At 68.0% G+C, this 24,980-nt stretch carries 37 protein-coding genes and 1 tRNA gene; 24 read left to right on the forward strand and 14 right to left on the reverse strand.

Features of this window, described 5'->3' with window-relative positions; translation table 11 throughout:
- The first annotated feature begins 30 nt into the window (after positions 1 to 30).
- Together H521_RS0101275 and H521_RS0101280 are read left to right on the forward strand one after the other, a co-directional pair.
- Positions 31 to 1,083: an alpha/beta hydrolase gene (locus H521_RS0101275; protein ID WP_022891217.1), complete on the forward strand. Its 1,053-nt coding sequence runs from the start codon at positions 31 to 33 to the stop codon at positions 1,081 to 1,083.
- 249 nt (positions 1,084 to 1,332) lie between these two features.
- Entirely contained in the window at positions 1,333 to 2,319 is a 987-nt protein-coding gene (locus H521_RS0101280) for a type IV toxin-antitoxin system AbiEi family antitoxin domain-containing protein (RefSeq protein WP_169513956.1), read from the forward strand.
- A gap of 161 nt (positions 2,320 to 2,480) precedes the next feature.
- Here H521_RS0101280 and H521_RS0101285 read toward each other — a convergent pair whose 3' ends face one another.
- Positions 2,481 to 2,969 carry a YajQ family cyclic di-GMP-binding protein gene (locus H521_RS0101285; protein WP_022891219.1) on the reverse strand — a complete coding sequence of 163 codons (489 nt, stop codon included), beginning with the start codon at positions 2,967 to 2,969 and terminating at the stop codon, positions 2,481 to 2,483.
- Between the two features lie 74 nt (positions 2,970 to 3,043).
- The gene (locus tag H521_RS0101290) at positions 3,044 to 4,063 is read right to left on the reverse strand and encodes a LacI family DNA-binding transcriptional regulator (RefSeq protein ID WP_022891220.1); all 1,020 of its coding nucleotides are present in this window, start codon (positions 4,061 to 4,063) and stop codon (positions 3,044 to 3,046) included.
- A 188-nt stretch (positions 4,064 to 4,251) separates the two neighbouring features.
- Here H521_RS0101290 and H521_RS26055 point away from each other — a divergent pair, with 188 nt between their 5' ends.
- The 3 genes from H521_RS26055 (at position 4,252) to H521_RS0101305 (ending at position 5,230) form a co-directional block, all read left to right on the forward strand.
- On the forward strand, positions 4,252 to 4,416 hold the full coding sequence (locus H521_RS26055; RefSeq protein ID WP_022891221.1) for a hypothetical protein: 165 nt from the start codon (positions 4,252 to 4,254) through the stop codon (positions 4,414 to 4,416).
- Positions 4,417 to 4,420: 4 nt separating this feature from the next.
- Positions 4,421 to 5,068, forward strand: a complete 648-nt coding sequence (locus H521_RS20775; RefSeq protein ID WP_022891222.1) for a PH domain-containing protein — start codon at positions 4,421 to 4,423, stop codon at positions 5,066 to 5,068.
- A gap of 80 nt (positions 5,069 to 5,148) precedes the next feature.
- Positions 5,149 to 5,230 (forward strand) — tRNA-Tyr (locus H521_RS0101305).
- On the opposite strand, the gene H521_RS25335 is transcribed toward H521_RS0101305, so the two are convergent.
- From H521_RS25335 to H521_RS0101330, 5 genes are all read right to left on the reverse strand, one after another.
- Positions 5,221 to 6,540: a tyrosine-type recombinase/integrase gene (locus H521_RS25335; protein WP_084511773.1), complete on the reverse strand. Its 1,320-nt coding sequence runs from the start codon at positions 6,538 to 6,540 to the stop codon at positions 5,221 to 5,223. The genes H521_RS0101305 and H521_RS25335 overlap by 10 nt on opposite strands.
- Positions 6,541 to 6,567: 27 nt before the next feature.
- Positions 6,568 to 6,771: a hypothetical protein gene (locus H521_RS0101315; protein WP_022891223.1), complete on the reverse strand. Its 204-nt coding sequence runs from the start codon at positions 6,769 to 6,771 to the stop codon at positions 6,568 to 6,570.
- Positions 6,756 to 7,124, reverse strand: a complete 369-nt coding sequence (locus H521_RS0101320; protein WP_022891224.1) for a hypothetical protein — start codon at positions 7,122 to 7,124, stop codon at positions 6,756 to 6,758. The genes H521_RS0101315 and H521_RS0101320 overlap by 16 nt, the downstream gene beginning before the upstream one ends.
- 78 nt (positions 7,125 to 7,202) lie before the next feature.
- Positions 7,203 to 7,517, reverse strand: a complete 315-nt coding sequence (locus tag H521_RS0101325; protein ID WP_022891225.1) for a hypothetical protein — start codon at positions 7,515 to 7,517, stop codon at positions 7,203 to 7,205.
- Positions 7,517 to 7,717, reverse strand: coding sequence for a helix-turn-helix transcriptional regulator (locus tag H521_RS0101330; RefSeq protein WP_022891226.1), 201 nt, complete (start codon positions 7,715 to 7,717; stop codon positions 7,517 to 7,519). The genes H521_RS0101325 and H521_RS0101330 overlap by 1 nt, the downstream gene beginning before the upstream one ends.
- Before the next feature lie 106 nt (positions 7,718 to 7,823).
- Between H521_RS0101330 and H521_RS20785 the strand changes: the two genes are divergently transcribed.
- Positions 7,824 to 8,375 carry a helix-turn-helix domain-containing protein gene (locus tag H521_RS20785; RefSeq protein ID WP_022891227.1) on the forward strand — a complete coding sequence of 184 codons (552 nt, stop codon included), beginning with the start codon at positions 7,824 to 7,826 and terminating at the stop codon, positions 8,373 to 8,375.
- Here H521_RS20785 and H521_RS0101340 read toward each other — a convergent pair.
- Positions 8,372 to 8,965 (reverse strand): hypothetical protein, encoded by a 594-nt coding sequence (locus H521_RS0101340; protein ID WP_022891228.1) that lies wholly within the window; start codon positions 8,963 to 8,965, stop codon positions 8,372 to 8,374. The two genes, H521_RS20785 and H521_RS0101340, sit on opposite strands and share 4 nt — an antisense overlap.
- A 158-nt stretch (positions 8,966 to 9,123) precedes the next feature.
- Between H521_RS0101340 and H521_RS0101345 the strand changes: the two genes are divergently transcribed.
- From H521_RS0101345 to H521_RS0101415, 14 genes are all read left to right on the forward strand, one after another.
- Positions 9,124 to 9,348, forward strand: a complete 225-nt coding sequence (locus H521_RS0101345) for a helix-turn-helix transcriptional regulator (protein ID WP_022891229.1) — start codon at positions 9,124 to 9,126, stop codon at positions 9,346 to 9,348.
- 3 nt (positions 9,349 to 9,351) lie between these two features.
- Positions 9,352 to 9,558: a hypothetical protein gene (locus H521_RS0101350; RefSeq protein WP_022891230.1), complete on the forward strand. Its 207-nt coding sequence runs from the start codon at positions 9,352 to 9,354 to the stop codon at positions 9,556 to 9,558.
- Between the two features lie 4 nt (positions 9,559 to 9,562).
- Complete coding sequence (locus H521_RS0101355; RefSeq protein ID WP_022891231.1) at positions 9,563 to 10,450, forward strand: helix-turn-helix domain-containing protein; 888 nt, start codon at positions 9,563 to 9,565, stop codon at positions 10,448 to 10,450.
- Positions 10,447 to 10,710, forward strand: a complete 264-nt coding sequence (locus H521_RS20790) for a WhiB family transcriptional regulator (RefSeq protein ID WP_156891238.1) — start codon at positions 10,447 to 10,449, stop codon at positions 10,708 to 10,710. Before H521_RS0101355 ends, H521_RS20790 begins: the two co-directional genes overlap by 4 nt.
- A complete protein-coding gene (locus H521_RS20795) occupies positions 10,707 to 11,099 on the forward strand; it encodes a hypothetical protein (RefSeq protein ID WP_022891233.1) in 393 nt (130 codons plus the stop codon). Before H521_RS20790 ends, H521_RS20795 begins: the two co-directional genes overlap by 4 nt.
- A gap of 3 nt (positions 11,100 to 11,102) precedes the next feature.
- On the forward strand, positions 11,103 to 13,985 hold the full coding sequence (locus H521_RS0101370) for a phage tail tape measure protein (RefSeq protein WP_022891234.1): 2,883 nt from the start codon (positions 11,103 to 11,105) through the stop codon (positions 13,983 to 13,985).
- A 10-nt stretch (positions 13,986 to 13,995) separates the two neighbouring features.
- The gene (locus tag H521_RS0101375) at positions 13,996 to 14,742 is read left to right on the forward strand and encodes a hypothetical protein (protein WP_022891235.1); all 747 of its coding nucleotides are present in this window, start codon (positions 13,996 to 13,998) and stop codon (positions 14,740 to 14,742) included.
- Positions 14,739 to 15,110 (forward strand): hypothetical protein, encoded by a 372-nt coding sequence (locus H521_RS0101380; protein ID WP_022891236.1) that lies wholly within the window; start codon positions 14,739 to 14,741, stop codon positions 15,108 to 15,110. Before H521_RS0101375 ends, H521_RS0101380 begins: the two co-directional genes overlap by 4 nt.
- Before the next feature lie 11 nt (positions 15,111 to 15,121).
- The gene (locus tag H521_RS0101385) at positions 15,122 to 15,874 is read left to right on the forward strand and encodes a hypothetical protein (protein ID WP_022891237.1); all 753 of its coding nucleotides are present in this window, start codon (positions 15,122 to 15,124) and stop codon (positions 15,872 to 15,874) included.
- The gene (locus tag H521_RS0101390) at positions 15,871 to 16,257 is read left to right on the forward strand and encodes a hypothetical protein (protein ID WP_022891238.1); all 387 of its coding nucleotides are present in this window, start codon (positions 15,871 to 15,873) and stop codon (positions 16,255 to 16,257) included. Before H521_RS0101385 ends, H521_RS0101390 begins: the two co-directional genes overlap by 4 nt.
- Positions 16,258 to 16,259: 2 nt before the next feature.
- Positions 16,260 to 17,111 (forward strand): hypothetical protein, encoded by an 852-nt coding sequence (locus tag H521_RS0101395; protein ID WP_022891239.1) that lies wholly within the window; start codon positions 16,260 to 16,262, stop codon positions 17,109 to 17,111.
- Positions 17,112 to 17,325: 214 nt separating this feature from the next.
- Positions 17,326 to 17,613, forward strand: a complete 288-nt coding sequence (locus H521_RS0101405) for a hypothetical protein (RefSeq protein ID WP_022891241.1) — start codon at positions 17,326 to 17,328, stop codon at positions 17,611 to 17,613.
- The gene (locus H521_RS0101410) at positions 17,591 to 17,956 is read left to right on the forward strand and encodes a hypothetical protein (RefSeq protein WP_156891239.1); all 366 of its coding nucleotides are present in this window, start codon (positions 17,591 to 17,593) and stop codon (positions 17,954 to 17,956) included. Before H521_RS0101405 ends, H521_RS0101410 begins: the two co-directional genes overlap by 23 nt.
- A gap of 73 nt (positions 17,957 to 18,029) precedes the next feature.
- Complete coding sequence (locus H521_RS0101415) at positions 18,030 to 18,305, forward strand: hypothetical protein (protein WP_022891243.1); 276 nt, start codon at positions 18,030 to 18,032, stop codon at positions 18,303 to 18,305.
- 240 nt (positions 18,306 to 18,545) lie between these two features.
- Here the strand turns inward: H521_RS0101415 and H521_RS0101425 are convergent, their stop codons facing one another.
- From H521_RS0101425 to H521_RS26555, 5 genes are all read right to left on the reverse strand, one after another.
- Positions 18,546 to 18,902 (reverse strand): hypothetical protein, encoded by a 357-nt coding sequence (locus tag H521_RS0101425; protein WP_022891245.1) that lies wholly within the window; start codon positions 18,900 to 18,902, stop codon positions 18,546 to 18,548.
- A 26-nt stretch (positions 18,903 to 18,928) separates the two neighbouring features.
- Entirely contained in the window at positions 18,929 to 19,069 is a 141-nt protein-coding gene (locus H521_RS20800; protein WP_022891246.1) for a hypothetical protein, read from the reverse strand.
- A gap of 597 nt (positions 19,070 to 19,666) precedes the next feature.
- On the reverse strand, positions 19,667 to 19,984 hold the full coding sequence (locus H521_RS0101440) for a hypothetical protein (protein WP_022891248.1): 318 nt from the start codon (positions 19,982 to 19,984) through the stop codon (positions 19,667 to 19,669).
- Between the two features lie 53 nt (positions 19,985 to 20,037).
- On the reverse strand, positions 20,038 to 20,199 hold the full coding sequence (locus H521_RS25680; protein ID WP_022891249.1) for a hypothetical protein: 162 nt from the start codon (positions 20,197 to 20,199) through the stop codon (positions 20,038 to 20,040).
- 9 nt (positions 20,200 to 20,208) lie between these two features.
- The gene (locus H521_RS26555) at positions 20,209 to 20,331 is read right to left on the reverse strand and encodes a hypothetical protein (RefSeq protein WP_281167440.1); all 123 of its coding nucleotides are present in this window, start codon (positions 20,329 to 20,331) and stop codon (positions 20,209 to 20,211) included.
- Positions 20,332 to 20,476: 145 nt separating this feature from the next.
- On the opposite strand from H521_RS26555, the gene H521_RS26640 reads away from it, so the two are divergent.
- Entirely contained in the window at positions 20,477 to 20,662 is a 186-nt protein-coding gene (locus tag H521_RS26640) for a helix-turn-helix domain-containing protein (protein ID WP_040423467.1), read from the forward strand.
- 34 nt (positions 20,663 to 20,696) lie between these two features.
- Here the strand turns inward: H521_RS26640 and H521_RS0101455 are convergent, their stop codons facing one another.
- Positions 20,697 to 21,203: a hypothetical protein gene (locus H521_RS0101455; protein WP_022891251.1), complete on the reverse strand. Its 507-nt coding sequence runs from the start codon at positions 21,201 to 21,203 to the stop codon at positions 20,697 to 20,699.
- 360 nt (positions 21,204 to 21,563) lie between these two features.
- Between H521_RS0101455 and H521_RS0101460 the strand changes: the two genes are divergently transcribed.
- The 3 genes from H521_RS0101460 to H521_RS0101475 all read left to right on the forward strand — a co-directional run bounded on the left by H521_RS0101460 (position 21,564) and on the right by H521_RS0101475 (position 24,978).
- Entirely contained in the window at positions 21,564 to 22,436 is an 873-nt protein-coding gene (locus H521_RS0101460; protein ID WP_022891252.1) for an inositol monophosphatase family protein, read from the forward strand.
- Between the two features lie 164 nt (positions 22,437 to 22,600).
- Positions 22,601 to 24,586 (forward strand): M23 family metallopeptidase, encoded by a 1,986-nt coding sequence (locus tag H521_RS24790; protein ID WP_156891240.1) that lies wholly within the window; start codon positions 22,601 to 22,603, stop codon positions 24,584 to 24,586.
- Between the two features lie 20 nt (positions 24,587 to 24,606).
- The gene (locus H521_RS0101475) at positions 24,607 to 24,978 is read left to right on the forward strand and encodes a CHY zinc finger protein (protein WP_022891256.1); all 372 of its coding nucleotides are present in this window, start codon (positions 24,607 to 24,609) and stop codon (positions 24,976 to 24,978) included.
- The last annotated feature ends 2 nt before the right edge of the window (positions 24,979 to 24,980 follow it).

The raw sequence follows: 24,980 nt of genomic DNA on the forward strand, positions 1-24,980 counted from the left end.
CAGCTGGCTAGTATGCGCGGAGGAGGTCTCGTGAATTCCACCAGCGCGTTCGACGGCGAGACCCCTGCCGCCGCCCCGGCTCCGCCGGAGCGCTGGCGCCCCGACGTGCTCGGCGAACTCTTCGAGCAGCTCACGCTTCCGCTCGGGCACGACGACGAGGGCGAACTCGTCGCCACCCTCGTGCGCCACCGGCCACCGTGGCGCCCGCGGTTCACGCGTGGCGCGGCATCCGGAGCCGACGTGCTCTACGTGCACGGCTGGAGCGACTACTTCTTCAATCCCGAGCTCGCTGCGTTCTGGTCGAATGCGGGCGCCCGCTTCTTCGCGCTCGACCTGCGCAAGTACGGCCGCAGCCTGCGCCCCGGTCAGACCCCCGGATTCGTCACCGACCTCAGCGACTACGACGCCGACCTCGAGGCCGCGCTCGAGGCGATGGGCCACGGGCGAGCGGATGCCGCGACATCCGCTCGCTCGCTGATTCTGCTGGGGCACTCGACGGGCGGCCTCACACTCAGTCTCTGGGCCGCTCGAAACCCGGGGCGAGTCGCGGCGCTCGTGCTGAACAGCCCGTGGCTGGAGTTCCAGGCGAGTCGTGTCGGGCGAGAGGCGCTCGCGCCCGTCATCGGCTGGGGTGCGAAGGTCAACCCGCTCGGCGCGCTGCCGAACGTCGACCTCGGGTTCTACACCCGCTCGGTCGCGAAGGATGCCGATGGCGAGTGGGAGTACGACCGCGCGTGGCGACCCGATCGCGGATTCGCGACGCACACCGCGTGGCTGACGGCGGTGCTCAACGGCCACGCCACGGTGGCCGCCGGCATCGACGTTGGCGCACCGGTGCTGACGCTCCTTTCGGCGCGATCGACGATCCTGCCGCGCTGGGATCCGGCGATGCTCTCGAGCGACATCGTGCTGGTGGTCGATGAGATCGCGCAGCGATCGCTGCGCCTCGCCCCGACGGTGGGCATCTCGCGCATCGACGGGGCGCTGCACGACGTCTTCCTCTCGCGCGAGCCCGCCCGGGCGGCCGCGTACACGGCGATCACCCGCTGGCTGCGCGGCTACGCCCCGCGCCCACGCCCCTGACCCCCGACCCGCGCGCCCTCGCCCTCTCCCTCCCTTTCCTTCCCGCTCCCACTCTTCTCGGCCCTACGCCAAGCCGAGGACCCGGTGTGCGCGTGATTGCGCCGAATCCGAATCCATCGGGGCCTCCAGCGCGCATCCGGTACTCGTGCAGATGGGCACTCCACCTCGACAGTTCCGCGGCGCACTCGGTCTCTCACAGTCGTCGTCGGACGCCTGACGATCTCGGCAATGGGCCCCATGCTGTCACGCATGCTCGAGCGATTTCCAGTGAACCCGAACGGCTTCGTGCTCACCCGAGATGTCCGCGCGGCCGGGCGCCTCGCCCAGCTCCGGAACGCCGAGGCCCGAGGCGAACTCGAGCGGGTACGCGCCGGGGTCTACCGTCGCCCAGCCGACTACGACGAGACTTGGAGCACCGCGAAGCGCGACGCCGCCGAGTATCGGGTGAAGGTGAGTGGCGTCGCTCAGACGCTCTCCGCGCCGATCTTCACAGGCCACTCCGCTGCTGCACTGCTCGGTTTGCCGACCCTCGGGCGCTGGCCCGATGACGTGTACGTGCTCTCACGCGATGCCACGGGCCACCGACGTGCGGGTGTGACCTCTGTGGCGAGAAGACACGAGGTCGACGTCGAGCAGCTCAACGGCATCGCCATGACGTCGATCGAGTTCAGCCTCGTTCAGTTATGCCGGCGCGCGACCCTGACTGCGGCACTCACCACGGTCGATGCGGCACTCCATGTGCCACGACTCGGTGCAGGCCATGCGATCGCTCCCCGTACCACGCTCGATCGACTCATCGCCGAGCACCAGCGTCTGCTCCCGTACCCGCGAAGCCGGCAAGTGGATGCCGTGCTCAGAAGAGCCACACACCTGGCCGAAACACCGCTCGAGACGCTCAGTCGCGTCGTGATCGAAGAGCTCGGGTTTCCTCAGCCCGAGCTGCAGCACGAACTCTGGCTGCCGGAGCTCGGCAGGCGTGCCTTCCTCGACTTCCACTGGCCCGAGTACGGAATCGGCGCTGAGGCCGACGGGCGTGGAAAGTACGAGGCAGCCGGTGACGTGCCGACGAGTATCGCCACGGTGATCGCCGAGAAGGAGCGCGAAGATGCAGTTCGGCGTCAGGTGCAGGCGTTCACTCGATGGAACTGGGCAGAGGCATGGGGTCGCTCAGTGCTGTTCACGAAACTCCGCGATGCGGGGCTTCCGGTGGTGCGCAAGGTGATGGCGCTCCGGTGAGCGCGCACGCAAGTCGCTGCATCGGTGTGCTCGCGTGAGTACCCGATGTGCGCTGGAGCACGAGAAGTGAACGGATGTTTCGGTGCTCCGCCGCACATCGGGTACTCGGGGCGGGCAGGCGCGCGGAGCGTGCGAGCGCGCGGGGCGCGGGGCGCGGGGCGCTAGCGGAAGTTCACGAACTGCAGGGCGACCTCGAGGTCTTTGCCCTTGAGCAGCGCCATGGTGGCCTGCAGGTCGTCGCGGCTCTTCGAGGAGACTCGCACCTCGTCGCCCTGCGTCTGGCTCTTCACGCTCTTGGGCGCCTCGTCGCGGATGATCTTGTTGATCTTCTTCGCGTTCTCGGAGTCGATGCCGGCCTTCATCGTGGTCTCGATGCGGAACTCCTTGCCCGAGGGGAACGGCTCCCCGGCGTCGAGCGAACGCAGCGAGATGCCGCGCTTGATGAGCTTGGCCTCGTAGACCTCGAGGATCGCCTTCGCGCGCTCCTCGCTGTTGGCCTTGATCAGCACCTTCTCGCCGGACTGCTCGATCGACGCGCCGACGTTCTTGAAGTCGTAGCGCTGTGCGACCTCTTTCTGCGCCTGGTGGAGGGCGTTGTCGGCCTCCATCTGGTCGACCTTGGAAACGATGTCGAACGTTGCATCTGCCATTCCGCCAGTGTAACGACGAGCGGATGCCGCGTGGCGGGTCTCGATACGGCCGCGGGCGGCCTACTCGACCGGCGTCAGGTCGGCGGGCGGGCCGTCGACGAGCGCACGCGCAACTCGTATGGCAGGGGAGTGGCGGCGGGCGTCGCGGCATCCGTGGTGCTCGGCTCGAGCTCGTCCATGAGAATCTCGACCGCCATCTCGCCCTGCACCCGCGGGAACTGCGCGACCGTCGTGAGGCCGAAGAAGTCGGAGAGGTCGTGGTCGTCGATGCCGGCGATCGAGACGTCGCGCGGCACGGTGAGCCCGAGGTCGCGGGCGGCGAGGATCGAGCCGATCGCCATCTCGTCGGATGCCGCGAAGATCGCCGTCGGGCGGCCGTGCGGTGCGCCGAGCAACTGCTTGGCGGCGTGGTAACCGCCCCGGATGGTGAAGTCGGCAGGCGCGAAGAGCCGCGGGTCGATCTTGATGCCCGCGTCGGCGAGCGCGCCCTCGTAGCCGATGCGGCGGTTGGTGGGCAGATGGAAGTCCATGTCGAACTCGAGGTCGCCGCCGATGTGGGCGATGCGGGTGTGGCCGAGGCCGATGAGGTGCTCGGTCGCGAGGCGCGCGACGGCGACGTCGTCGATCGTGAGGGTGCGAACGCCCGGAATCGGGCCGCCCACGCCGACGAGCGGCTTGCCGAGCTCGTGCAGTCGGGTGACCTCGGGCTCGGTGAGCTCGAGCGAGACGGCGATGACGGCGTCGACGCGTTGCCGCAGCAGGAAGTGCTCGAAGACGCTCGAGCGCTCCTGCCCGTCGCCCGAGAGGTTGTAGAGGGTGAGGTCGTAGCCGCTGCGGAGGAGTGACTGCTGCGCGCCCTCGAGCACCGAGGAGAAGAACCAGCGGTTCAGGAACGGGATGACGACGCCGATGTTGCGCGTACGGCCCGAGGCGAGGCTCGAGGCATTCGACGAGACGACGTAGCCGAGCCGGGCAGCCGCCTCTTCGACCTTGGCCTTCGAGCCGGGCGAGACGTGGCCCCGGCCGCTGAGCGCGCGCGACACCGTCGCGGTGGAAACGCCCGCGAGTCTCGCGACCTCTTCGATGCCGGCCATGGCTCCTCATTCCCGGCCTCGCCGAGTCGATTCCCGGCCTCGCCGAGTCAGGTGAATCCTATCGCCCGGCTCGGCGGCGGCCCGCGTGGCGCATTGTCTGCATTCGCACCGTGCGGTAGACATGCGTGTCGGGGCCGGCTCTGGGGGTGGCGGCTTGCCCCAGTCGCCGACGTGAAGGGAAAGCACCCGTGAAGTGGCTCAAGGGCATCGCCGTGGCGTTGGTCGTGATCTTCGCCCTGTTCTACATGATCAGCAGGCCCGAAGATGCGGCGAACGTCGTTCAGGGCGCCTTCGGCGCGGTCGTCTCGGCATCCGAGGCCGTGGGCAGGTTCTTCACCTCGCTCGCCACATGACGCCATGAGCGTGTTCGGCTTCGATCCACGCGTCGAGCGGCATCTGATCGCCGACGAGGGCGAGGTGATCGTCGACGAGGTGCGCAAGCACTGGGCCGCGATCGTCGGCGCGGTGCTCGAGATGCTCGCGGCGGTGCCGGCGCTGATGCTTCTGGCCTGGGTGCCGCAGCAGGTCTACTGGCTGCCGTTGTTCCTCGCGCTGTTCCTCTTCGTGCACGGGCTGTGGCGCATCCTCCAGGCGCGCATGGACCGCTTCGTGATCACCAACATGCGGGTGTTCCGGGTGCACGGCATCCTCTCGCAGCGCATCGCGACCATGCCGATCTCGCGCATCCTCGACATCTCGGTGCACACGCCGATCATCGGCAGGGTCATCGGCTACGGCCACTTCGTCTTCGAGTCGGCGGCGCAAGACCAGGGCCTGCGCGAGATCCGCTTCGTCGGCTCGCCCGACCAGCGCGGCGCCACGATCCAGCGGGTCATCCAGCGGTCGGGCCTTCGCGGGCCCGCGCGCCAGATGCACCGTGACGAGCAGCGCGAATCGGCCTCTCCGACGCGACGCTACGACCCGGCACCGCGGCCCGATCTGTACGACACCACGCCGCAACGCGACCCGAACGACACCGCCGAGATGCCCTGGTGGCGGTCGTAGGCCGTCGATTTCTCGCACCGGGCCTCGCCGGGTATCCTTGACAGGCCCCCGGTTGTGTGCAGAACGTGGTCGGGTGCGATGGCGAGTTACCCAAGCGGCCAAAGGGATCTGACTGTAAATCAGACTGCTCAGCATTCGGGGGTTCGAATCCCTCACTCGCCACCCCCAGTAGTTGCAAGGGTTTCGGATGAAAGTCCGGGGCCCTTGTTCTCGTTCGAGGCCATTGTGTGTGCACTGTGTGTGCGAGACCTCGGTGGAAGGATCGATTCCGCGGCATCTGCGGCCGCTCGGTTCGCGTCGGTGAGCAGGTGCGAGTAGAGGTCACTCGTCACCGCAATGGTGGAGTGACCAAGCCGCTTGCTCACAACAGCGATGTCCACGCCGCCGCTGAGGAGCAGCGAAGCATGCTCGTGACGAAGGTCATGGAAGCTCATGCGAGGGAGCCCCGACCGCTCGACGATCGTGTCGAACGTTCGAGAGATGTGATTGGGCCGAAGCGGTCGGCCATCCTCGTACGTGAACACGTAGCCGTCGCCACGGTAGACATCGCCCCACGCCTCGCGCTCAGCGTCCTGTCCTAGCTTCCACGCCACCAGCGCGCCGACTGCCTCACCGCCGATAGAGACGCGGCGATCCTGACCAGAGTCGGTCTTCACGGCCCCCTCGATGACCTCACGGCCGACCTGCACGCGCTGCTGCCTCACAGTGAGTTCTCGGCGGGTGAAGTCGACGTCGACCCATCGGAGGCCGGCGAGCTCACCACGGCGGAGGCCGGTGAACACCGCCAGTTCGAAAACCGGGGCGAGGCGCCAGGTCGACGCGAAGTCGAGGAACTCCCGAACGGTCTCAGGCTCCCAGATGCGGGTCTTCTTCTTGCCCGTCGACGGCAGGGCGATCTTCGAGGCGACGTTCGTGTCGACGAGGCTGAGTCGTTCCGCCGCCGTGAGTGCGCTCGACAGTGATGCGTGGATGCGGCGCACGGTCGTCGCGCCCCGGCCGGCACCGGTGAGATCCTGAATGAATCGGTCGACGTGGAACCGGCGCAGCTCGGCGAGTTTGATCCGGCCGATGGATGGAACTATGTCCTGCTCGATGTAGCGGCGGTACATGCGTTCGGTGGACGGTCGAAGACCATCGCGGACGCGGCGCTCGAGCCACGACGGCAGGTACTCGCCGATGGTGATCTTGCGATCGCCTCGGAAACCGCCGCTCGCGACTTGGTCGACTGTGCGAGCCCGCTCTAGCTGCGCCTCGCGCTTTGTGGCGAAGCCCATGCGACGCACCTGGATGCGCTTCCCGCTGCCGGCGTGAGTGCCACCCGATACCGCGAACCCCCAGGTTCCGTGCTTCGGGTCGCGCTGCAGGATCGGGCATGCGGTCGCTTTCTGCGCTGCCGTCGCACGGTCCGGCAAGGGTCCGTAGAGGCGCCCATCGTCGCGCCGGCAGCCGCATCGGCGGTAGATGTCAGACATGCGCGCCTCCTGGGTTCTTGACGATGCTCACGGCCACTCCTCGATAGCTGGCGATCGCTCGGCTCGGTACGCGGCTTCCATCAGCGCCACGGCGAGCGAGCGGGCCTGATCTGGACTCAGGTCGGCGTGGACGTTCACGTTGGACAGGACTACTGCTCGCGAATCGCCGCGCTCGACGACGTCGACTTCGACGGGCTCGAGCGCGAAGCGAGGCATCAGCGTGAAGGCCATGCGTCTACCTCCGTAGCGGTCGCACCGAGATCACGGCCGAGCCATGCCTTCCGGTTGAGGATCTCGACGAGCGTCGCGTACTGGAGGATCTGCGCGGCGCCGTGGACGGCTTCCTGGTAGGTCACCCCTTCGTTCACGAGGCCGAAGTCGGCGTAGATGTCGAGCTTCCACTTCCCGGTCTCGATCTGGAGGAAGACCTCGAGCTGCAGGTCGCCGTGCTCGGCTTTCGCGGCGACGTGGATCGGTTCGGGCGCCACGTCGTCGATGTCGTGCTCGGCGTGTATGCAGTCTTCAACGGGGCACGGGATCGTACGGGGGTTGTCGTTGTCGGCAGGGGGTGCGACGATGTTCAAGGATCTAGTTTCCTTCCAGGGGATTGGTCTTCGCCCTCGGGTCGGCGGCTACCGACTTCGAGGGCATTTCTGTTTCGGTCACGCGAGCGTCCACAGCTGACAGGTCGAACCGGTGCGCGTGCGTCCTCGTTGTGACGCAGCGCGGACCTTGCCCTCGGCGACGAGCTCGCTGCGTCGCGTTCGCACGTTCTGCGGCGTTGCTGGCGGCACGCTGGGGTGCATGAAGCAGTGAGCCTCGTAGAGGTCGACGAGCCGTTCGTCGGACAGGGGTCCGTGGTTGTTGATGAGCGTGACGATTGCGGCTTGGACGAGTTGCCGGCGCGAGGTGGTTTGCGCTTCCGCCGCGTTCCAGGAGGTCTCGGGGTCGTGCGGGCGTGCGATCGGCGCGGGCATCAGGACTCCTTCGGATTTATGCCGTCATGGGCACTTGCTTCGATCCATTCCGTGACGTCGTCGACGGCATAGAGAACCTTTCGCGGGGTGGGCTTGAACCATTTCGGGCCCTTGCCTTCATGACGAAGGACGCCGAGGTGGGAGCGGGTGATGCCGTAGCGTTCCTCCACCTGTTTCGGGGATAGGTACTGGGTGTCCATTGCTCTGTCCGCTCCTCAATCCTAATCGAGAATGATTAGTAAGGCCAGAATAGGATAGACCGGATAAGGATGCAAGGGGTGTCTGGAATCGGATAGGCTGCGGCCCGTGGTCGAGGAGCGCGGGGCGGGGTCAGTCGATGTCGCGTTCGCGAACGCGATGCGCGACGCGCGTCTCGCGGCGGGTATATCTCAGGGTGACCTCGGTGCGCGGATGGCTCAGCGCGGGTTCGATTTTCACCAGACGACGATCGCGAAGATCGAGCGGGGCGCGCGGCGCGTGACGGTCGGCGAGGCGGCCGAACTCGCCGATATCGCGGGCGTTCCTCTGGCAGCCATCCTCGAGCGAGATTCCGCATCCGTACCAGCGCGTCGAGCCCAGTTGGAAGCCAAGACGCGCGCGGTGCTCGTCGACCTGATCGCCCTCGACGATCGCGCTCGGGATGCACGCGAGCGCCTCGACGGTCTGCTGCAGCTCGCGGTCGAGTTCGATGCGATGGTCGGTGAGGATCTCGTTGAGTGGCGTGGGGAACGTATGACTGCCGGGGCGTTCCTCGGTGACCTGCTGGATGTGCTCGACGTCGATGCGCTTTCGGAATGGGAGCAGTTCACCCGGTCGTCAGGCGGCGCCGCCATGCTCCGTCACTTCGGGCTGACCTAGAACGGCTCCTGCCGGGCCGGCATCGGTTTCGCTGTCGGGGCGGCTCCGGGAGGCGGCAGCAGGCCAACCGCGCGGCACCGCTCAGCGCGGCGATTCGCTGTCGCACGGCTAACGTTGAGCAGCTTCGCCGTCGCAGTCATGGCGCGATGGGCGTTGCGGACTCGCTGCTCCGTGTACACCCTTGCGAACTCGACCAGCTCGTCGGGGGCGGCGCTTCGAGACGCCGCTCGACTCGCCGTTGGCAGCCGCGGCGACCGCCTCACGGTGAGTTCGTGCACGATTCCCCATTCGGCCTGTTCGGCGAGATCTTCGTAGTCTGGTGCGTCTTCGATGCTCCATCCGTCGAACACTGCGCCCAGGATGGTGCCGATCTTGATCTGGCGAAGTGAGTTCGCGGTGACTTCGCCACGGGGCCACGAACCGCCGATCATGATGCCCGTAATCACGCCGCGGCCGTCCATGGTCTGCGCGATGCGAACGTAGATCGGCGCGTCAAGCGTTCCGCCTTCGACTCGAGTCCAGGTCTCCTCGCCGAGGTCTTCCCAGTTGGGCTCGATGCCGACGGCGATGCTGATCGGCTTCTCTTCCATGCGGCCGAGCGTACCGGGATTGTAGCCGTGAGTGCAACAGTCGTGCGGAAGTGTCTCACCAGTGCGCGCCGACATGAAACAGCCTGATGTAGCCACAAATCCGCCCAGTCATGTTCCCTAGGAGTATCCGACGCAATCAGTTCGAGGAGGGAAACGCTATGACACTCGTGGAAGAGGTGCGAGCGCAGAAGGCCGCGCTGCCGAGCCCAGTCACTGCGCGCCTGATCCGGCTCGCCGCCGACGTCACCCAAGCGCGAATGGCTCAAGAGCTCGGCGTCTCGCGAGTGACGATCGCGCGCTGGGAGGCCGGCACTCGTCGGCCCCGCGGGAAGATGATGCTCGACTACCGCCGAGTTCTCGACGAGCTGCGCGAGGCGGTGTAGCCGGTGCAGATCGAAATCCCAGACGAGCTCAAGGGCAAGCTCACGACCGATGTCGCGACCGCTGCGCGAGTCCTTGGCATCGGCCGCAGGCAGGCCTACGCCGCGGCGCAAGCAGGAACGATCACCACCCTCAAGATCGGTTCTCGCGTCCTGGTTCCCGTCGCGCCTCTCCTCGAGGCGCTCGGTATTCACGCAGGCAAGGCGGCCTGATCGGATGGGCTTCCAGTCGACGACGCTCGCATTCGCGGTCCAGGGACTCTCTGGCCCGCAGAAGGCTGTGCTCGTCGCGCTGGCGCACTGCAGAAACGACAAGAGCGGCAGGTGCAATCCCGGCCACGCGACACTCGCGCGCATGACGTCTCTCGGCGAGAAGACCGTGCGCCGCGCGCTCGCCGATCTCGAGGACAATGCGCTCGGGCTGATCTCGCGCGCCGCGGTGGTCGTCGGCAACGAGAGGAAGGGGACGGACTACACCCTTCATCTCGCTCAGGCCGAACCCCCGGTCAGCGTGACCCCCGGTCAGAGTGACCACGGGTCAGAGCGACCAGAGGGGGTGGTCGGAGTGACCGCAGGTGTGGTCACAGAGTCCGCGACCCCCGGTCAGAGTGACCACCTAACAGGAAGAGAACAGGAAGGAACAGGAAGAGAACAGGAAGAACTCTTCGTGCATCACGAGGATGCACCAGCAGAGGTGAAGCCTGACTACTCATCCGAGTTCGAAGACGAGTTCTGGCCGGTCTTCCCGAGAAAGCAGGCGAAGGCACCCGCCGCCAAGGCATTCGCGAAGGCGCGGACGAACCACAGTCTCGAAACGATCATGGCAGGTGTCCGTGCGTATGCCCTCGTGAACGCGGGCGGCGACAAGACGAAGATCAAGCTCCCCGCAGGGTGGCTCAACGATGAGCGCTTCGCAGATGAGGAGCAGATTCCCAACGTGCCCGAGCCGGCTCAACGTCGCGCTCCCGAGCAGCGCGCTCGGCAGACGTTGAGCCTCGCCGCGCTGCCTGTGGCGCCCCGTCTCGACGATCACGTGCATGAGTTCGTTCACGGCTGCTGCATTCGCTGTGGGCATATCGCCGAAGAACGGCGGTGGAGCGCATGAACGCGTACCGAGCGCTGCATGACGCCCTCGCTGATCGTCAGCCGTTGTGCGCCGGCGATGACCGGTTCATCGCGGATGCCCCGTCGACGGAAGACATCGCCGAGATGGCGGGCATGTGCGAGCTGTGCTCGGTCAGAGCACGGTGCCTCGACTACGCGCTCGCGGCGAAGCCCGCGGCCGGGTTCTGGGCCGGCATCCGGCCACCACGCACCTACGCGCCGAGGGCCGCCCGCAGCGCTGAAGACCGGAGGATCGCGTGACCGACCACACTCACTTCATCGGCCCCGACGGGGTGCTCTCGTTCGACATCGACGCGATGGTCGCACAGGCGAAGACCGCGGCGGCACGGATCGCGCTCGAGGCGGGCAACCGTGACGAGCTCGCGCGGGTCGTCGCACAGGAACTCGCCCGCATGGACATGCACCCCGCCCAGCGGGCCGCGTGGGTCGCGCTCGTCGTCGACTCGCTCGCCGGCGACATCTTCGCTCCGCTGCTCAGCTACGTGCAGGTGCGCGAGCGTGACTACGACTTCCTCGCCGAGCTGCGCCAGCGCGCCGGCGTGGGTACTGAGACGGGCAACCTGCCCGACTCCAAGACGGCCGAGCAGGGCGGCCCAGACGATGGTCACACGACCATGGACGGGCGGTAGCGCATGTTCGACGCCGGAGCGCTGATCTTCACCATCAAGGCCGCGGGAGCACAACTCTTCCAGCAGGACCTTCGTCAAGCTGACCAGGCGATCGAGAAGACTGGGCGCTCGGCGTCGGCCGCGAAGGCACCGGTCGAGCAGCTCGGCAATGCCACGGACACCGCGGGCAAGAAGTCGCGGGCCGCGACGCAGCCCCTCGACGAGCAGGCGCGCTCCACCGAGCGCGTCGGCGACGAGTCCGCGAAGGCGAAGGCGAAGCAGGAGGCGCAGGCCGCCGCGTCGGAGAAGCAAGCGCAGACCGCGCGCCAGCTCTCCGTCGCGCTCCTCGCCGCCGGCGTCGCCGTCACCGCCCTCGTCGGTCTGTCGGTCGCGAAGTTCGCGTCGTTCGATCACGCGATGTCGCAGACCGCGGCCGCGACGATGGCGACGACCGCCGAGCAGGAGAAGCTCGGCGACGCCGCGCTCGAAGCCGGCGCCGACACCGCCTACTCGGCGAACCAAGCAGCAGCGGCTGAGGAGGAGCTCGCGAAGGCGGGCCTGAACGTCTCCCAGATCATCGGCGGCGGCCTTCAGTCGTCCCTCGCGCTCGCCGCGGCCGGTCAGCTCGAGGTCGCACGCTCGGCGACGATCATGGCCACGACGCTGAAGCAGTTCAAGCTGCCCGCGTCGGATGCCGCGCACGTCGCCGACCTCCTCGCGGCCGGCGCTGGCAAGGCGCAGGGCTCCGTCGACGACCTCGCGCAGGCATTGCAGTACGTCGGCCCCGTCGCGGCCGGCATGGGGCTCTCCGTCGAGGAAGTCACCGGCACGCTGGCCCTGTTCGCCGAGAACGGACAGCTCGGCGAGCGTGCCGGCACGGGCCTGCGCGGCGTGATCCAGTCGCTCGTGTCCCCGTCTGCGATCGCGGCTCAGACCATGAAGGCCTACGGCGTCGAGATCTTCGATGGCCAGGGCAAGATGAAGTCCCTCGCGCTCGTTTCCGAAGAGCTTCGGGGTGCGTTCTCCACACTCACGGAGGAGGAGCGCTCGGCTGCGCTCGGCCGGATCTTCGGCAACGAGCAGATCACCGCCGCGCGTGTCCTCTACGAGGGCGGCGCAGCCGCCGTCGACAAGTGGACCGACGCCGTCGACGACTCCGGGTTCGCTGCCGACCAGGCGGCGCGCCGGCAGGACAACCTCGCGGGCGACGTCGAGAAGCTCGGCGGCGCGTTCGACACCGCCCTGATCAAGACCGGCTCGGGCGCGAACGACGTCCTCCGCGACATGGTGCAGTCCGTGACGGCGCTCGTCGACTGGTACGGCGAGCTCGACCCGGCCGTGCAGGGAACAGCGCTGACGCTCGGCATCGCGACCGGTGCAATGCTGCTCTTCTCGGGCGGCGCGCTCGGCGCGATTTCAAAGTTCGCCGAGCTGAAGGTCACCCTCGACAAAGCGAACATCAGCATGGGCAAGACCGCCCTCATTGCCGGCGGTGTCGGTCTGGCCCTCACCGGCGTGCTCGTCGTCATTTCACAACTGGCGCAGCAGCAGGCCGAGGCCCGCGCGAAAGCAGAGGCCTACGCCGACACCCTCGAGGAGGGCACGCACCGAGTCACCGCGGAGACGCGGGAGATGGTCGCGACGAACCTGCAGGCGAAGCAGTCGCTCAACCTGCTCGGCATCGAGATCGACGCCATCCAGTTCGACTCCGCCGCCGACGGCGCCGCGAAGCTCGGCATCGGCATGAGCGACCTGACCGATGCGTCGATGGGCAACGTGCCCGCGCTCGAGCGCATCGCGGAACTGACGCGCCTCCGGAATCGTACGGATGCCGAGGCTGTGCAAGTCCGCAAGGAGCTGAACCTCACGGAGGGTGAGTTCGCATCCGCGATCGACGCAGTGATCTACAGCATCGCGGGCGAGAACAGCACCATCGAAGACTCCATCCGGCTCGCGAAGCAGAATGACGAGCTCACGAAGGACGGTGCCGAGGGCACTCGCGACGCTGCATCGGCGTACCTCGAGGCCGCGGACGAAGCGGGCGGCTACAACGACAAGCTTGCCGAGCTCATCGCGACCATCGACGAGGGCAACGGGAAGCACCTCGACGCTCGCGAGGCGAATCGGAAACTGATCGAGTCGCTCTCCGAGTTCGATGCGGCACTCGCCGAGAACGGCGCCACCCTCGACCTGAACACCGAAGCGGGCCGCGAGAACGAGGCGAACCTCGACGCGATCGCGACCGCCGCGATGGATGCCGCGACGAGCACGATCGAAGCCGGCGGCAGTTACGAGGACTACCGGGCGTCGCTCGAATCGTCACGCCAGGCGCTGCTCGACCGAATCAACGATCTCGGCATCACCGGGCAAGCAGCCGAGGACCTCGCCGACGACATCCTCCGCATCCCGTCGGAGACGGAATGGCAGCTCATCGCCGAGACGGCCAATGCACGGAACGAACTCGACCGGTTCTTGGACGCCTACCAGGGTCGCACGATCGAGATGACCGTGCGCGCGACGAACGGCAACTATGCGACGCCGTCCGAGATCTTCGAGAAGGCCGATGGCGGCAACGTGAAGTTCTTCGGGAACGGCGGCGAGCACCACGTCGCGCAGTTCGCCCGCGCCGGCGACTGGCGGGTCTGGGCCGAGCCCGAGACGGGCGGGGAATGGTACTTCCCGGACTCTCCGTCGAAGAGGTCGCAGTCCGTCGCGTACGCCGAGCAGATGCTCGACGGCTGGGGTTACGACATGACGCCGCGCGGTGGCAACGGATCGCGCAGCTCCACGACGCTCGGGGCGGCGAAGTTCGAAGTGCACGTTCACGCGGCGCCCGGCATGAACACCGACCAGCTCGTTTCCAAGGCCGCCCGTGCGGCCAAGAAGCTCATCGAACAGCAGCTCTGAGAGGCCCAACGTGGCAAGTCGAACCCCACCATCTGAGAACTTCGGCCGGCAGAAGACCGAGGCGGAGAAGCGCGACCGCGGCATCCTCGACGCGCTCCGTATCGACGGCTCACAGTTCATTCGGCTCTACGAGAAGATGCAGGCCCTCATCGCGGATCTCGGCACGACGGTGACCGCCCTCGTCACCGCGTTGACGTACACAAGGGCTGAGATCGACTCGAAGGTCGCCAACCCCGGCAACATTGCCCCTGGCAGCGTGACGGCGTCCGGCAACGTGACCGCCGCAGGGCAGGTCTTCTCGCAGGCACCGATTCGGTCGCCCGGGTCGCACGACTACATCGTCACAACGGGCTACGTGGCTGGCTGGATCAACAGCGACGGCACGCTCGGAACATCACCCTCATCCCGCACGGTGAAGAAGAACCTCACGGCGATGGAGACGAGGTCGCCCGCCGACGTGGACGCTGCCGAAGCGCTGATGTCGCTGGTCCCGTACTGGGGCCACTACTCGTGGGATGACGACGGCTCGCCGCTGAAGGTGTTCCTCATCGCCGAGGACGTGCAGGCGGCCGGCTTCGGCCCCGACGTCGCCCCGGTGAACGACGAGGGCGATGCGTTCACCGTCAACTACTCGCAGCTCGTCGTGCCGCTCCTCGCGGCGCTGCGGGACGAGCGGCGCGAGCGCCTCACCCTCGCAGCACGCGTTACCGCGCTCGAGCTGAGTTCGAACCCCACCCAAGAAGGAGAAGCACCATGACCGCATACAAGATCGCATCACCCGACCCGCAGGCGATCAGCACGATCGGCGACGCGAACGACCACGACCGCAGCGTGCGCATCGTGCTCGGCGTCGGCTACACCACGAACGACGTCATCGCCGAGTGGGCCGGCCGCCACGGTTACGGCGTCGAGACCGTCGACGAGATCCCGCAAGACCACCTCGACAAGGTCGCCCGACTCGACGCCTTCCCGGTGCAGTTCCTCGGCTCGCTGTCCGATGGCGAAGACCCCGAGCAGCGGTTCATGGTCACCGCGGGCGACGGGCACACCGCCATCGACCTGCGCGACATCATCAACGGCACCCTGATCCTCGATCTCGACGGCCGCCTCACCACCCCGAACTGAAGGAGAACGACATGACGATCTACATCACATCCGTGCGGAACGCGGCTACCCGGCTCGCCGAGGCTCGCGCACGCTCTGTGACGCTCGCGCGGGCAACGGCCGACGCGATCGCCAGGGCCCGGACCTACACCGATGCGGACCTGAGCCCCCAGGGCCTCGCCTCGAAGCGCGCCGAGTTCGAGAGCCAGTTCCGGGCGGCAGCCAGCACGGACCTCGCCGCCATCCAGGCTGAGATGACGCAGGCACGCCAGTACCTCGCCGACGCCACCCGCGAGCACACTCAGATCCCGAACGACGCCGCCGCACTGATCCGCGCAGAGCAGAAGTGGCGCCAGATCGAACGCATCCTCGACGCCGGCGGCGACCTCCGCAAGCAGATCCGGACCGCTGATGCTGACACCGCGCTCGCGATCGCGGAGCACGCGCCCTCCTGGCTCGAAGCCGCCAGCACTACGCGAGGTACCGGCCTATACGATGCCGTCGCCAACGCGTTCGGAGCCACCGACGAGACGCCGGTCAACGGCGTCAGGCGAGCCGCGTACGCCCGGCTCGCCGATGTCTCGAGCGACCCGGCACTCTCGGAGCTCCTGCGGGCGGAGATCGCCGCAGACTCCCTGCAGGCGACCGCCGAGCCGTGGCTCTACGCCGCCGGCCGCCTCGTCGAAGAGGGCGCAGCGGACATGCTCGGCGCAGCAGTCGCATCGGAGGCGGCGTCCCAAGCAGACCCCGCCCAGACGCTCGAGCACGCTGGTGACCCCGCATGACCGCCGATCAGTCATCGACCGAAGCGGCAGCCAGGGCCGAAGCGCTCGAGGCCGCGCTGTACGACCTCGCGCGCGACGTCGAGGCCGATCTCGGCACCCTCGGCCGGTTTCGCGGCATCTCGAATCCGTCGAGCGAGGGGTACGAATTCCGTGACCCCGGCCCCAACCGTGAGGCGTTCGAACTGCAGAAGATCGAGCACCCCGGCCGCGTCGAGCACACGCTCAACCAGTACCGATCCGCGCTCGCTCACGCGCGCGACGCGATCGGCCAGCTCAGCGCTGGCGACGACCGGGCCGCACTCATCGACCTTCACAACAGGATCGCCGAGATCCGCACCCATGACGATGCTGCAGGGCTCGTCGCAACCTTCGAGGAGAACTAACCATGCCTATCGACCCGTATCTCGTCAATCGCGCCGCGAACGAGTTCCCCCATGTCTCACGCCCGGTGCTCACAGATCGGCAGTCGCCGCATCCCGTGTTCCCTGGTCGAATGAGCGGTACGCGACCTGGGCTCCGGGCACGCTCGGCCGCCCACGCCGCGCTGAAGGCAGCTGAGCAGCACCTGACGAACATCACCAACGCCGGCAAGTACCAGAACGCGGAGATCGCTCCCGACGTTCTCCCTGAGCTACGCCGCGAGGTGGCCGGTCGTCTGACGGAACGCACTCGCGGGCAGTTCGACAACCCGCTGACCGGCTTCGTCCGGATCGCAGAGCAGGCGCACGCGGACGCTGAGGCAGTCGCTGAGAAATACCGCCCGCGTCTCGACCCCGAGTCCGCAACGCAGCTGGTGCGCACCGACCAGGCGTGGAACAACCACGTCAGGCCGATGCTCGAGAGCGGCAAGGGGTGGGACGAGATCATCCCCACGCTCGACACGGATGGCATCCTCGCCGCTCAACGGTTCGCGGGTGGCTACGAGTCCGGCAAGCGCGACAGGTTCAGTCAGAACGAGGTTCCGTCGGTGCTCGACGGCATCCAGACGATGTCTGCCCGACGCATCGTCGACATCGCCCCTCCTGAGGGCCGCGCGGCCCTCAGGGAGGCGCAGGACGCGGCCAGGGCGCTCGACTACACACGCAACGTTGCGCGGATCGTGAGCGAAACGGATACGCGCAATGCCGCCACGCTCAGCATCGGCCTCACCCGCGGCGCATATCAGGCGGGTGTGCAGCGCCCCGTCGACACGTCGGACGAGGCGCTCGAGGCGTACGCAGCGGAGCTGGCCGGCTGATGGGCAAGCGGAGCGAGCCGAAGCCGTCGACGCGACGGGAGACACTCGCGGAGGAGCTCGAGCGCATGGCCCGCAGCCTCGTCAGCCGGGGCCTCGCGAGCACGCTGATTCTCGAGTCGCCGTGGCGGCTCTCTCGCCGACACCGCGGCGCCTAACCCGAGGAGGCGGGTCGGCATCTGTGCCGGCCCGCCCTCCGCCTGAGAAGGAGCACCAGATGGCAACCGACAACCTCACCCGTCGAGCGAAGCGCGCTCGTCATGAAGCCGAGGGGCGCGCCGCCAACGAGATCGTCGACTGGTACAAGGCCGAAATGGCGAGGCTCGAGGCCGATGATTCGCTTACGATCTCCGAGCGGATCTATGCGGAGCGTGACGTTCTGATGGAGTTCGGTCGGCGCTCGAAACGTGCGCTCGCGAAGGCCAAGCGCGACAACACCGCCCCGAAGATCCTCGAGCGCGAAGCTCGCGAGCAGATCGACCGTGAGCGTGGCCGCCGGTCCTGACCTCGGGCGTCTGCTCGACGACGCCGAGCGCAGCCGGTGGCCGGCCGGCGACGACAAGGCGGCGTGGGCGGCGCTCGCGAACTGGGCCTACCAGACCGAGTCCCTGATGTTCGACGAGGCCGAGAACCTCGCCTGGGAGCAGCAGATGCGGCACCTGAACCACCGCGAGCTGCTCTACCTCGAGTTCACGGCCGAGCGCATGGCCGCGCTCAGGTACCGCCTCCGAGCCCGGAAGCTCGCACAGGCGAATCTCCGATACAAGTACGGGTTCCGGCGCGCCCGGGCCGGGTACCTACTCCGAGGCGCTGTGCGGGACTTCCACGCCCGATGGCTGACGAGCTGAGAGGCCATGGTCGTTCACCTCGTTCGGGCCTCTTGCCCTGAGTGGTGTCGATCCCCGGTTGTAAAGTTGGGGGATGTCAAAGCTGCTGGTTGATCATCATGCGGACGAGCCCGCATTGTTCGCGGGCGACGTCATCATCTCGTACAGGTTCGTCTGTGACCGTTGTGGCCAGCCTGTTGATTCCGTGGATGACCACGTCGTGTTCGAGTCGACTCCGGAGGGGACGCCAGCGTCTTTCGACTTCCGGCACAAGCACTGTGATCAGGAGACATCACCGTTGAGGTTCGTGACCGTGGGCTCGTTCCTTGCGAGCTTGAGGCAGTACGGGTTCTACACGCCTGCCGGCTAAGGCCGCAGCCCGCGCCGAATCAGGAACGACGAAACCCCCGCGCCTGTGGCCGGGGGTTTCGTGCTCGGCCATGTCGAACGTTCGACATGGTGTTCGTGACGCCCCCGACACAGTGCGCCTGTGCCTCACACGCGTACACAGACACGCACGCGCGCATAGGCGTGACCGGTGCATTCGACGATTACCAGAAGGGCGTCCATCCGGTGGACACCCTTGGCAGCATGCCGTGGACCTGAAGACTCAGCGGAAGGTCCCGTTGTGGTGACGCCTGACGTTGTAGAGCGCGTAGGAGAGGCGTCGCTCTGAGCGGGTGGGTTCTCCGCTGCGGTTCGTCGTCCGGGTGAGCGCGAAGTACTGGCTCAAGAGCTTGTCTTCGGCCTCGATGCGGGCTGCCCATTGATCGATCTGCTGTGCGCGTGTGGCTTCTGCGGTGTGGGCCGAGCGCTCGAACCAGAGCTCGTAATCGCGGGCGATGTTCGTCACTGAGCCGGTGGAGATGCCGTGTGCTCGTGCGATGGCGTTACGGCCCATGCCGGCGCGGATGTCGTCGGCGACTCGGTCGCGGAGTTCGCGAGGGAGCGGGGGCGGCTTCGGCATGCTTCGACGGTACGCCAGGCTGGTGATCAGTCCGGATAGCGGGGGTCGGTGTTGCGGAGCTGCCAGAGGTAGACACGCGCGTCGTCCTCATCGAAACCGAGCTCAAGATAGCCGGCGATGATCTCGTCGTCGGTGGCCGTTGCGAGGTCGACGCCAGGGACGATCATCAGTACCGCTCGCGTCGTGCGCGGCCGCGAGCGTGCTTGATCCACCCTGCCTGTGCTTCGGGTGCCGTGCGGCTGCCGCTGCCCCGCCGGCCGCAGCTGCAAATCCAGATGGCGGCGGGGCGGCCGTAGCGATCTGCGCCACCCTCGAGGCCCATGAACTCGTGCATACGGGCAACGTACCTCAGCCCACCGACAGCGGGAATGCGAATGATGCAACTCGCCGAGGGGTGCGAACTGTGCACACCCTCACGGAACCCTCGCTCGAGGGGTACGCGATCACTTTCGGTTGGACCGGGCAACCTGGGCCGCGCGCATCCGGCGCACGGTGTCCATCTGGCGGACACCATCGGAACCGAGCTCGCGGGGTCATGGGTCGCTGACGTCGCGCGCAGCCTCCGCCCAGGCATCGAGCAGTTCGTCGCGGCCGGCGAGCACCGCCGCAGCGGCGGCGTCGATCGCTTCCTCGTAGGTGGGCATGCCGGGCAGGCTACGCCGGTCCGCCGACATCGCCGCGGTGAATCGCTGCGGTGGCTCGCGGTGGGAGCGGGATTCGCCGTCGCCACACTCAGCCAACGATCGAGCGCCCCGAGCCCCCGCTCACCTAGCGCGAGAGGTCGCTTCCGTCGTGTCCGGGCGCGGCGTCGCATGCGGGTACCCGGCGAATGGCGGCACACTGCCCCGCGGCACGACATCGAACCGCACGAGCTCGTTCGCGGCCGCGAGCGATGGCGCGGACGACATCAGGCGCTGCTCGGCCGGGTCGAGCGCCCACCGGATCACAAAGTAGACCTCGCCGCCCTTGGCGTCACGGTAGCGGCGGATGAGCGCCTTCGGCCGTTCCGGGTCGTTGCGGATGCACATCCATGTGTCGCCGTCGACGCGGATCGGTTTCGGCAGATGACTGGCGGCGGCCATGGGTGCTCCTCTCGAAGGGGAGCGCGCCGGCCCGCGCGGGTGATGATTCGATTCTACGAGTCGCCCGCCGACACGGCGGCCGCGACGATTACGCCGGCTCGCTCTAGCTCGCGCCGAACTGTGATGCGCGCGGTCAGCCAGGCGGCTAGAACGACGACTGAAAGGAACACGAGCACGCCGAGAACGAACGGGACGAAGAACAGCAAGCGGGCCATGCCCGGAGTCTAGACGGGACCCTCGATGACAGCGATCTTGCAGGTGCGGCACGTGTAGTGCCCGTGGATGAGCACGCAGCGGGTGCCGCAGTTCGGGCAATCCGGCTCGGTGGCCACAAGGTCGCTATCCACGCCGCGATTCTACGGCTCTCGCCCTGCCGAAGATCCGGTTGGCTACTGTCATCGGATGGTCACGACATCCGGGCTCGACTTCATGCTTGAATTCCCACCTGCGCCCGAACGAACCCTCGAAGAGCCAACGGTAGGAGTTGCCGAGATGGCCATCTACCTGGGAGCGAGCGAGCACTCGGTGAGGCTGTATGCCAGCAGGGGTGACATCCCAGCATTCAAGGTCGGCGGGCGGTGGCGGTTCTACCTTTCCGACGTTCGCGCGCATCTCACGCGCGTGACTCCGGCCTGGCACCAGTCCAACCAATCACGCGGGCGCAGCCGCCTCAGCTAAAACGACTTCGACGGGTGTGAGGTATTTCACCGGACTACGGCTTGAACGCCGTGACGCACTGCGGGTAGCTCGGGTCCGGCAGCGTCACGTGAAAGCACTCCTCGGGGAAGCACGATGTGTGGTTCTCGCCGTCGCCCGAGTTGGGGAGGCTGCCGGCCGGGCACTTCGTCGCGCCGCTCGGAGCGTCCGGCTCGTCGATCTCCGCCTCGAGTTGCTGCTCGGCGGCGATCCGCTCGGCTTCGACGGCTGCGGCCTGTTCCGCGGCAACCCGCGCGACCTCGGCGGCGGCTGCGGCTTCCGCTGCGACGCGAGCCTGCTGAGCGGCGACGGCCGCGGCAGCATCCGTTTCCTGCTCGCCGGCGAGCCCGTTCGTGTAAGGAAGCGACGCGAAGTCGATCGTCTCGACCACCGCGGCGGGCGTCGGAGTCGGAACCGCTGAGCCTGCGCCGACCGCCGACGTGACGGCCACGATCGCGATGCCTGCAGTGGCAACGAGCGCGAGCGCAGCACCCGCGATCCGGCCGAACCCTGATTTGTCCATGCGCGCAGTTAACCGCCGTTCATCGGGAATTGGAATAGCGACGGGCGTTGAGCCTGGCCATTGTGTGTGCGATTGTGTGTGCGTAATGCCGGATCGCAACGGCTACGGGGGGACACCGAGGGAGGCTGATTCTTCCGGAGACCCGCGAGAACGTGGGCCGGGCGGAAGGCGCGGACACGGAGGGTCATGGCGGGCGGTTCACTGTAAATCAGACTGCTCAGCATTCGGGGGTTCGAATCCCTCACTCGCCACCAGAGAAGCCCCGGTCCTCCGGGGCTTTCGTGGTTTCCGGGGTGGACGGCGACGGATGCCGCGTGGCGGGCGCGACCGGCGGGGTGCGAGCCCGGCTACCGTGAAGTCATGAGCGAACTCGAGACATCACCCGATGGCCACGACGAGACGAGCCCGGCCGAGCAGCGTGGCGGCGCGACATCCGTTGCCCTGCTCGAACTCGCGCGGAGCATCGCCGTGCAGGCGGCGGAGTTCGCCCGCGAGGCGCGACTCGGCGGGGTGAGCGTGGCCACCACGAAGTCCTCTCCCGTCGACATCGTGACCGCGGTCGACCGCGACACCGAGGCGCTCATTCGCCGGCTGATCCTCGACGCGCGGCCCGACGACGGCATCCTCGGCGAGGAGGACGCGACGCTCGTCGGCACGAGCGGCATCGACTGGGTCGTCGACCCGATCGACGGCACGGTGAACTTCTTGTACGACATGCCGGCGTGGGCGATCAGCATCGCGGTCGTCGATGGGCCGCCCGACCCGGAATCGTGGACCGCACGTGCCGGGGTCGTCGTCAACCCGAGCACGGGCGAGGTCTTCGAGGCGAGTGCCGGCGGCGGCGCGCGACTCAACGGGGCGCCGCTGCAGGTGAACACCGGCGTGCCGCTCAGTCACGCGCTCGTGGGCACCGGCTTCTCGTATTCGGCCGAGGCGCGACGTGCGCAGGCCGAGGTGCTGCTCACGCTGCTGCCGCGGGCGCGGGACATCCGCCGTGTCGGTTCGGCCGCGCTGGATCTCTGCGCCGTGGCCGCCGGCCGGCTCGACGCGTACTACGAGCGCGGACTGAACCCGTGGGACCAAGCCGCGGGCGCACTCATCGCCCACGAGGCCGGTGCGCGCGTGGCCGGCCCTGCCGGCGGGGCGGCGACGTTCGAACTCACGGTCGCTGCTGCGCCCTCCCTGTACGAAGAGCTCGCGGCGACGCTGCGTGAGGCGGGCCTGAACGCCTGAGATGGCGGGAGCGGGGACGGCTCGGCGGCCCGGACCCACACTCCACGTGGCGAGCATCGCCGAGAACGGGTACTGTTTACCAATCTGTTATCTCGGCGGAATGCCGGGATGTTCACCTCCCAAACGTCCTGTCCGCTTCACAACGTCGAGAGTTTCCCCTACACGTGCTCGAGTCCCCCCTCGTGCCCGACGGTTCATCGCCGGGCACCCAGGCCCCCTTGCGGCCCGAGCGACCCCTGACCCGCCGTGAGTTGCGTGAGCGCGAGGCGGCAGAGTCGCTTCGAGCCGCCGGCGAGTCGGTCCATGTGCAGCCCGCTCATGCGGGCTTCGACGCGGTGTTCCGGGCTCCCGCCGCGATCGCTCCGGCTGCGGCACCAGTCGGGCCGGCGGCACCGGCGGCATCCGCGGCACCGGTGTGGCGACCCGAGTCGGCATGGCAGCCCGAGCCGGTTACCGCGAGTGCTCCCGCCCCCGCTGCTGGGGCGCTCCGGCCTCGACGTGCCCCTTCACCCGCACTCGCCACACCTCCCGCACTTCTCACACCTCCTGCACATCCCGCTCAGATCTTCCAGGCCGAGCCGGTCGACGCTCCCGTCGACAGGAACTCGGCCTTCGCTGTTGCACGACCCGCCGCGCCGGCCGCGCCCGTCGCAGGGCCGCCCGCCGCACCTGTGGCGCCCACGAAGGCCGTAGAGCCAGTCGCATCCACTGCACCCGCTACACCCGCCCCGCGGGCCGAGATCGCGCCAGACGGCGACGTCGGGTTCGACTCGATCTTCGCCGGCCTCGGCGAGCCCGAACCGGCGAACTCAGACGCGAGCTCGAACTCGTCGCGTCGCGATCAGCCGTCGAAGCGCTCGACCCGTCCGACTCGTGCCGAGCGCAAGGCCGCGAAGGCCGCGAAGGCCGAAGCTGCGGCGCTGAAGGCCGCCGAGACCGATGCGGTCACGGCAGGAGCACCGAAGGCCGCCACCTCCGCGGCACCCGGACCCCGCCGCACCGCGTCCGTGAGCGCGCCGGTCGTCGTCTCGACTGCCGCTCCCGTGGCGACGGCCACTCCGGCCCCCGCCGCCGTGCCGGTCGCGCCTGCCGCGGTGGCGACCACCCCCGACGTCGCGGCCACGATCGCCGCATCGCGTGACGTGCCCGCCTCGTTCTTCGACGTCGTGCCGGTGGCACCGGCCGATGACGATCACAGCGATGTGTACGTGCAGACGACGCCGTGGCAGCCGTCGACGAGCGTCGCACACGAGAGCGACCGAGCCTCGCGGCGATCCGCAGCCGCCGCCGACCTGGCCGCTCACGGCGGCCGCGCCCGCAGGGCCAACGCCAACGGCACCGCCAGCACGACCGGCACCGGGCCCGCCCGCTCGACCGCGGGCTCGAGCTCGACCGCCGTCGCCCCGGGTCGCCCGCCGGCCAAGGCCCGCGCGAAGCGCCGCAGCCGCGTGACTCGCGTCGCCAGTGGCTTCGCGGCGATGGGATTCGCCGCGCTGCTCGCCGTCGCGACCTCCGTGCCCTCGCTCTCGCTGCTCTCGCCGGCCGACGTGCAGGCCATGGCCCTCGAGAGCGCCACCCTCGACAGCGAGCCCGGCCAGCGCGTCGAGATCACGGGCGGCACGCTCGCCCAGACCGTCGAGCGCGAGGGCTACGAGACGCAGACGATCGACGAGTACGCACGGGCCGCCGGCATTCGCGCCGAGGCCACGTTCACGAACAACCCGGCGGGCTCGATCCAGTGGCCCTTCGCCGTCGGCGTGCACATCGGCGACCGGTTCGGCTACCGCGACTGCGCCGGTTGCTCGAGCGACCACGGCGGTCAGGACTTCAACCCCGGCTACGGCGCCGAGATCCAGGCGATCGCCGACGGTGTCGTGGTGAACTCCACCGACGAGGGCGGATCCCTCGGCGTCGTCATGATGATCGACCACGTCATCGACGGCGAGACCGTCACGAGCGTCTACGCCCACATGATCGACGGCTCGCGCCGCTTCCAGGTCGGCGACACCGTGGCCGTCGGCGACCCCATCGGCCAGACGGGCAACACCGGCATGTCGACCGGCCCGCACCTGCACTTCGAGATCCGCCTCGGCGGCATGAGCGGCACCAAGGTCGACCCGCTCGTCTGGCTCTACGACAACACGAACTGACGCCCGCAGAGAAGGTCGCCATGCGCGAGTCGAGGGATGCCGCGGCGCGCGTGAACTCAGATGTTCGGCCGAGCGTCCGTCCGCACGTGCACGGCCGCACGGTCGACGATCAGACCCGTTGCGTGCACTACGCGACGCCGGTCGACGTCATCGCCATTCGGTTCGCGTGCTGCGACCGCTACTACCCTTGCCACGCCTGCCACGAAGAAGCGGAGTCGCACCCGGTGGTGCGGCGGCCGCGCACTGAATGGGAAGCCCCGGGCATTCTGTGCGGGGTCTGCGGCACCGAGCTCTCGGTCACCGCCTACCGCGATGCCGACTCATGCCCGGTGTGCGCCGCCGACTTCAACCCGCGCTGCCGCCTGCACTGGGGCCTCTACTTCGACGAGTAGCG

It is taken from the genome of Agromyces subbeticus DSM 16689, from assembly GCF_000421565.1.
In the GTDB taxonomy this organism is placed as follows: Bacteria; Actinomycetota; Actinomycetes; order Actinomycetales; family Microbacteriaceae; genus Agromyces; species Agromyces subbeticus.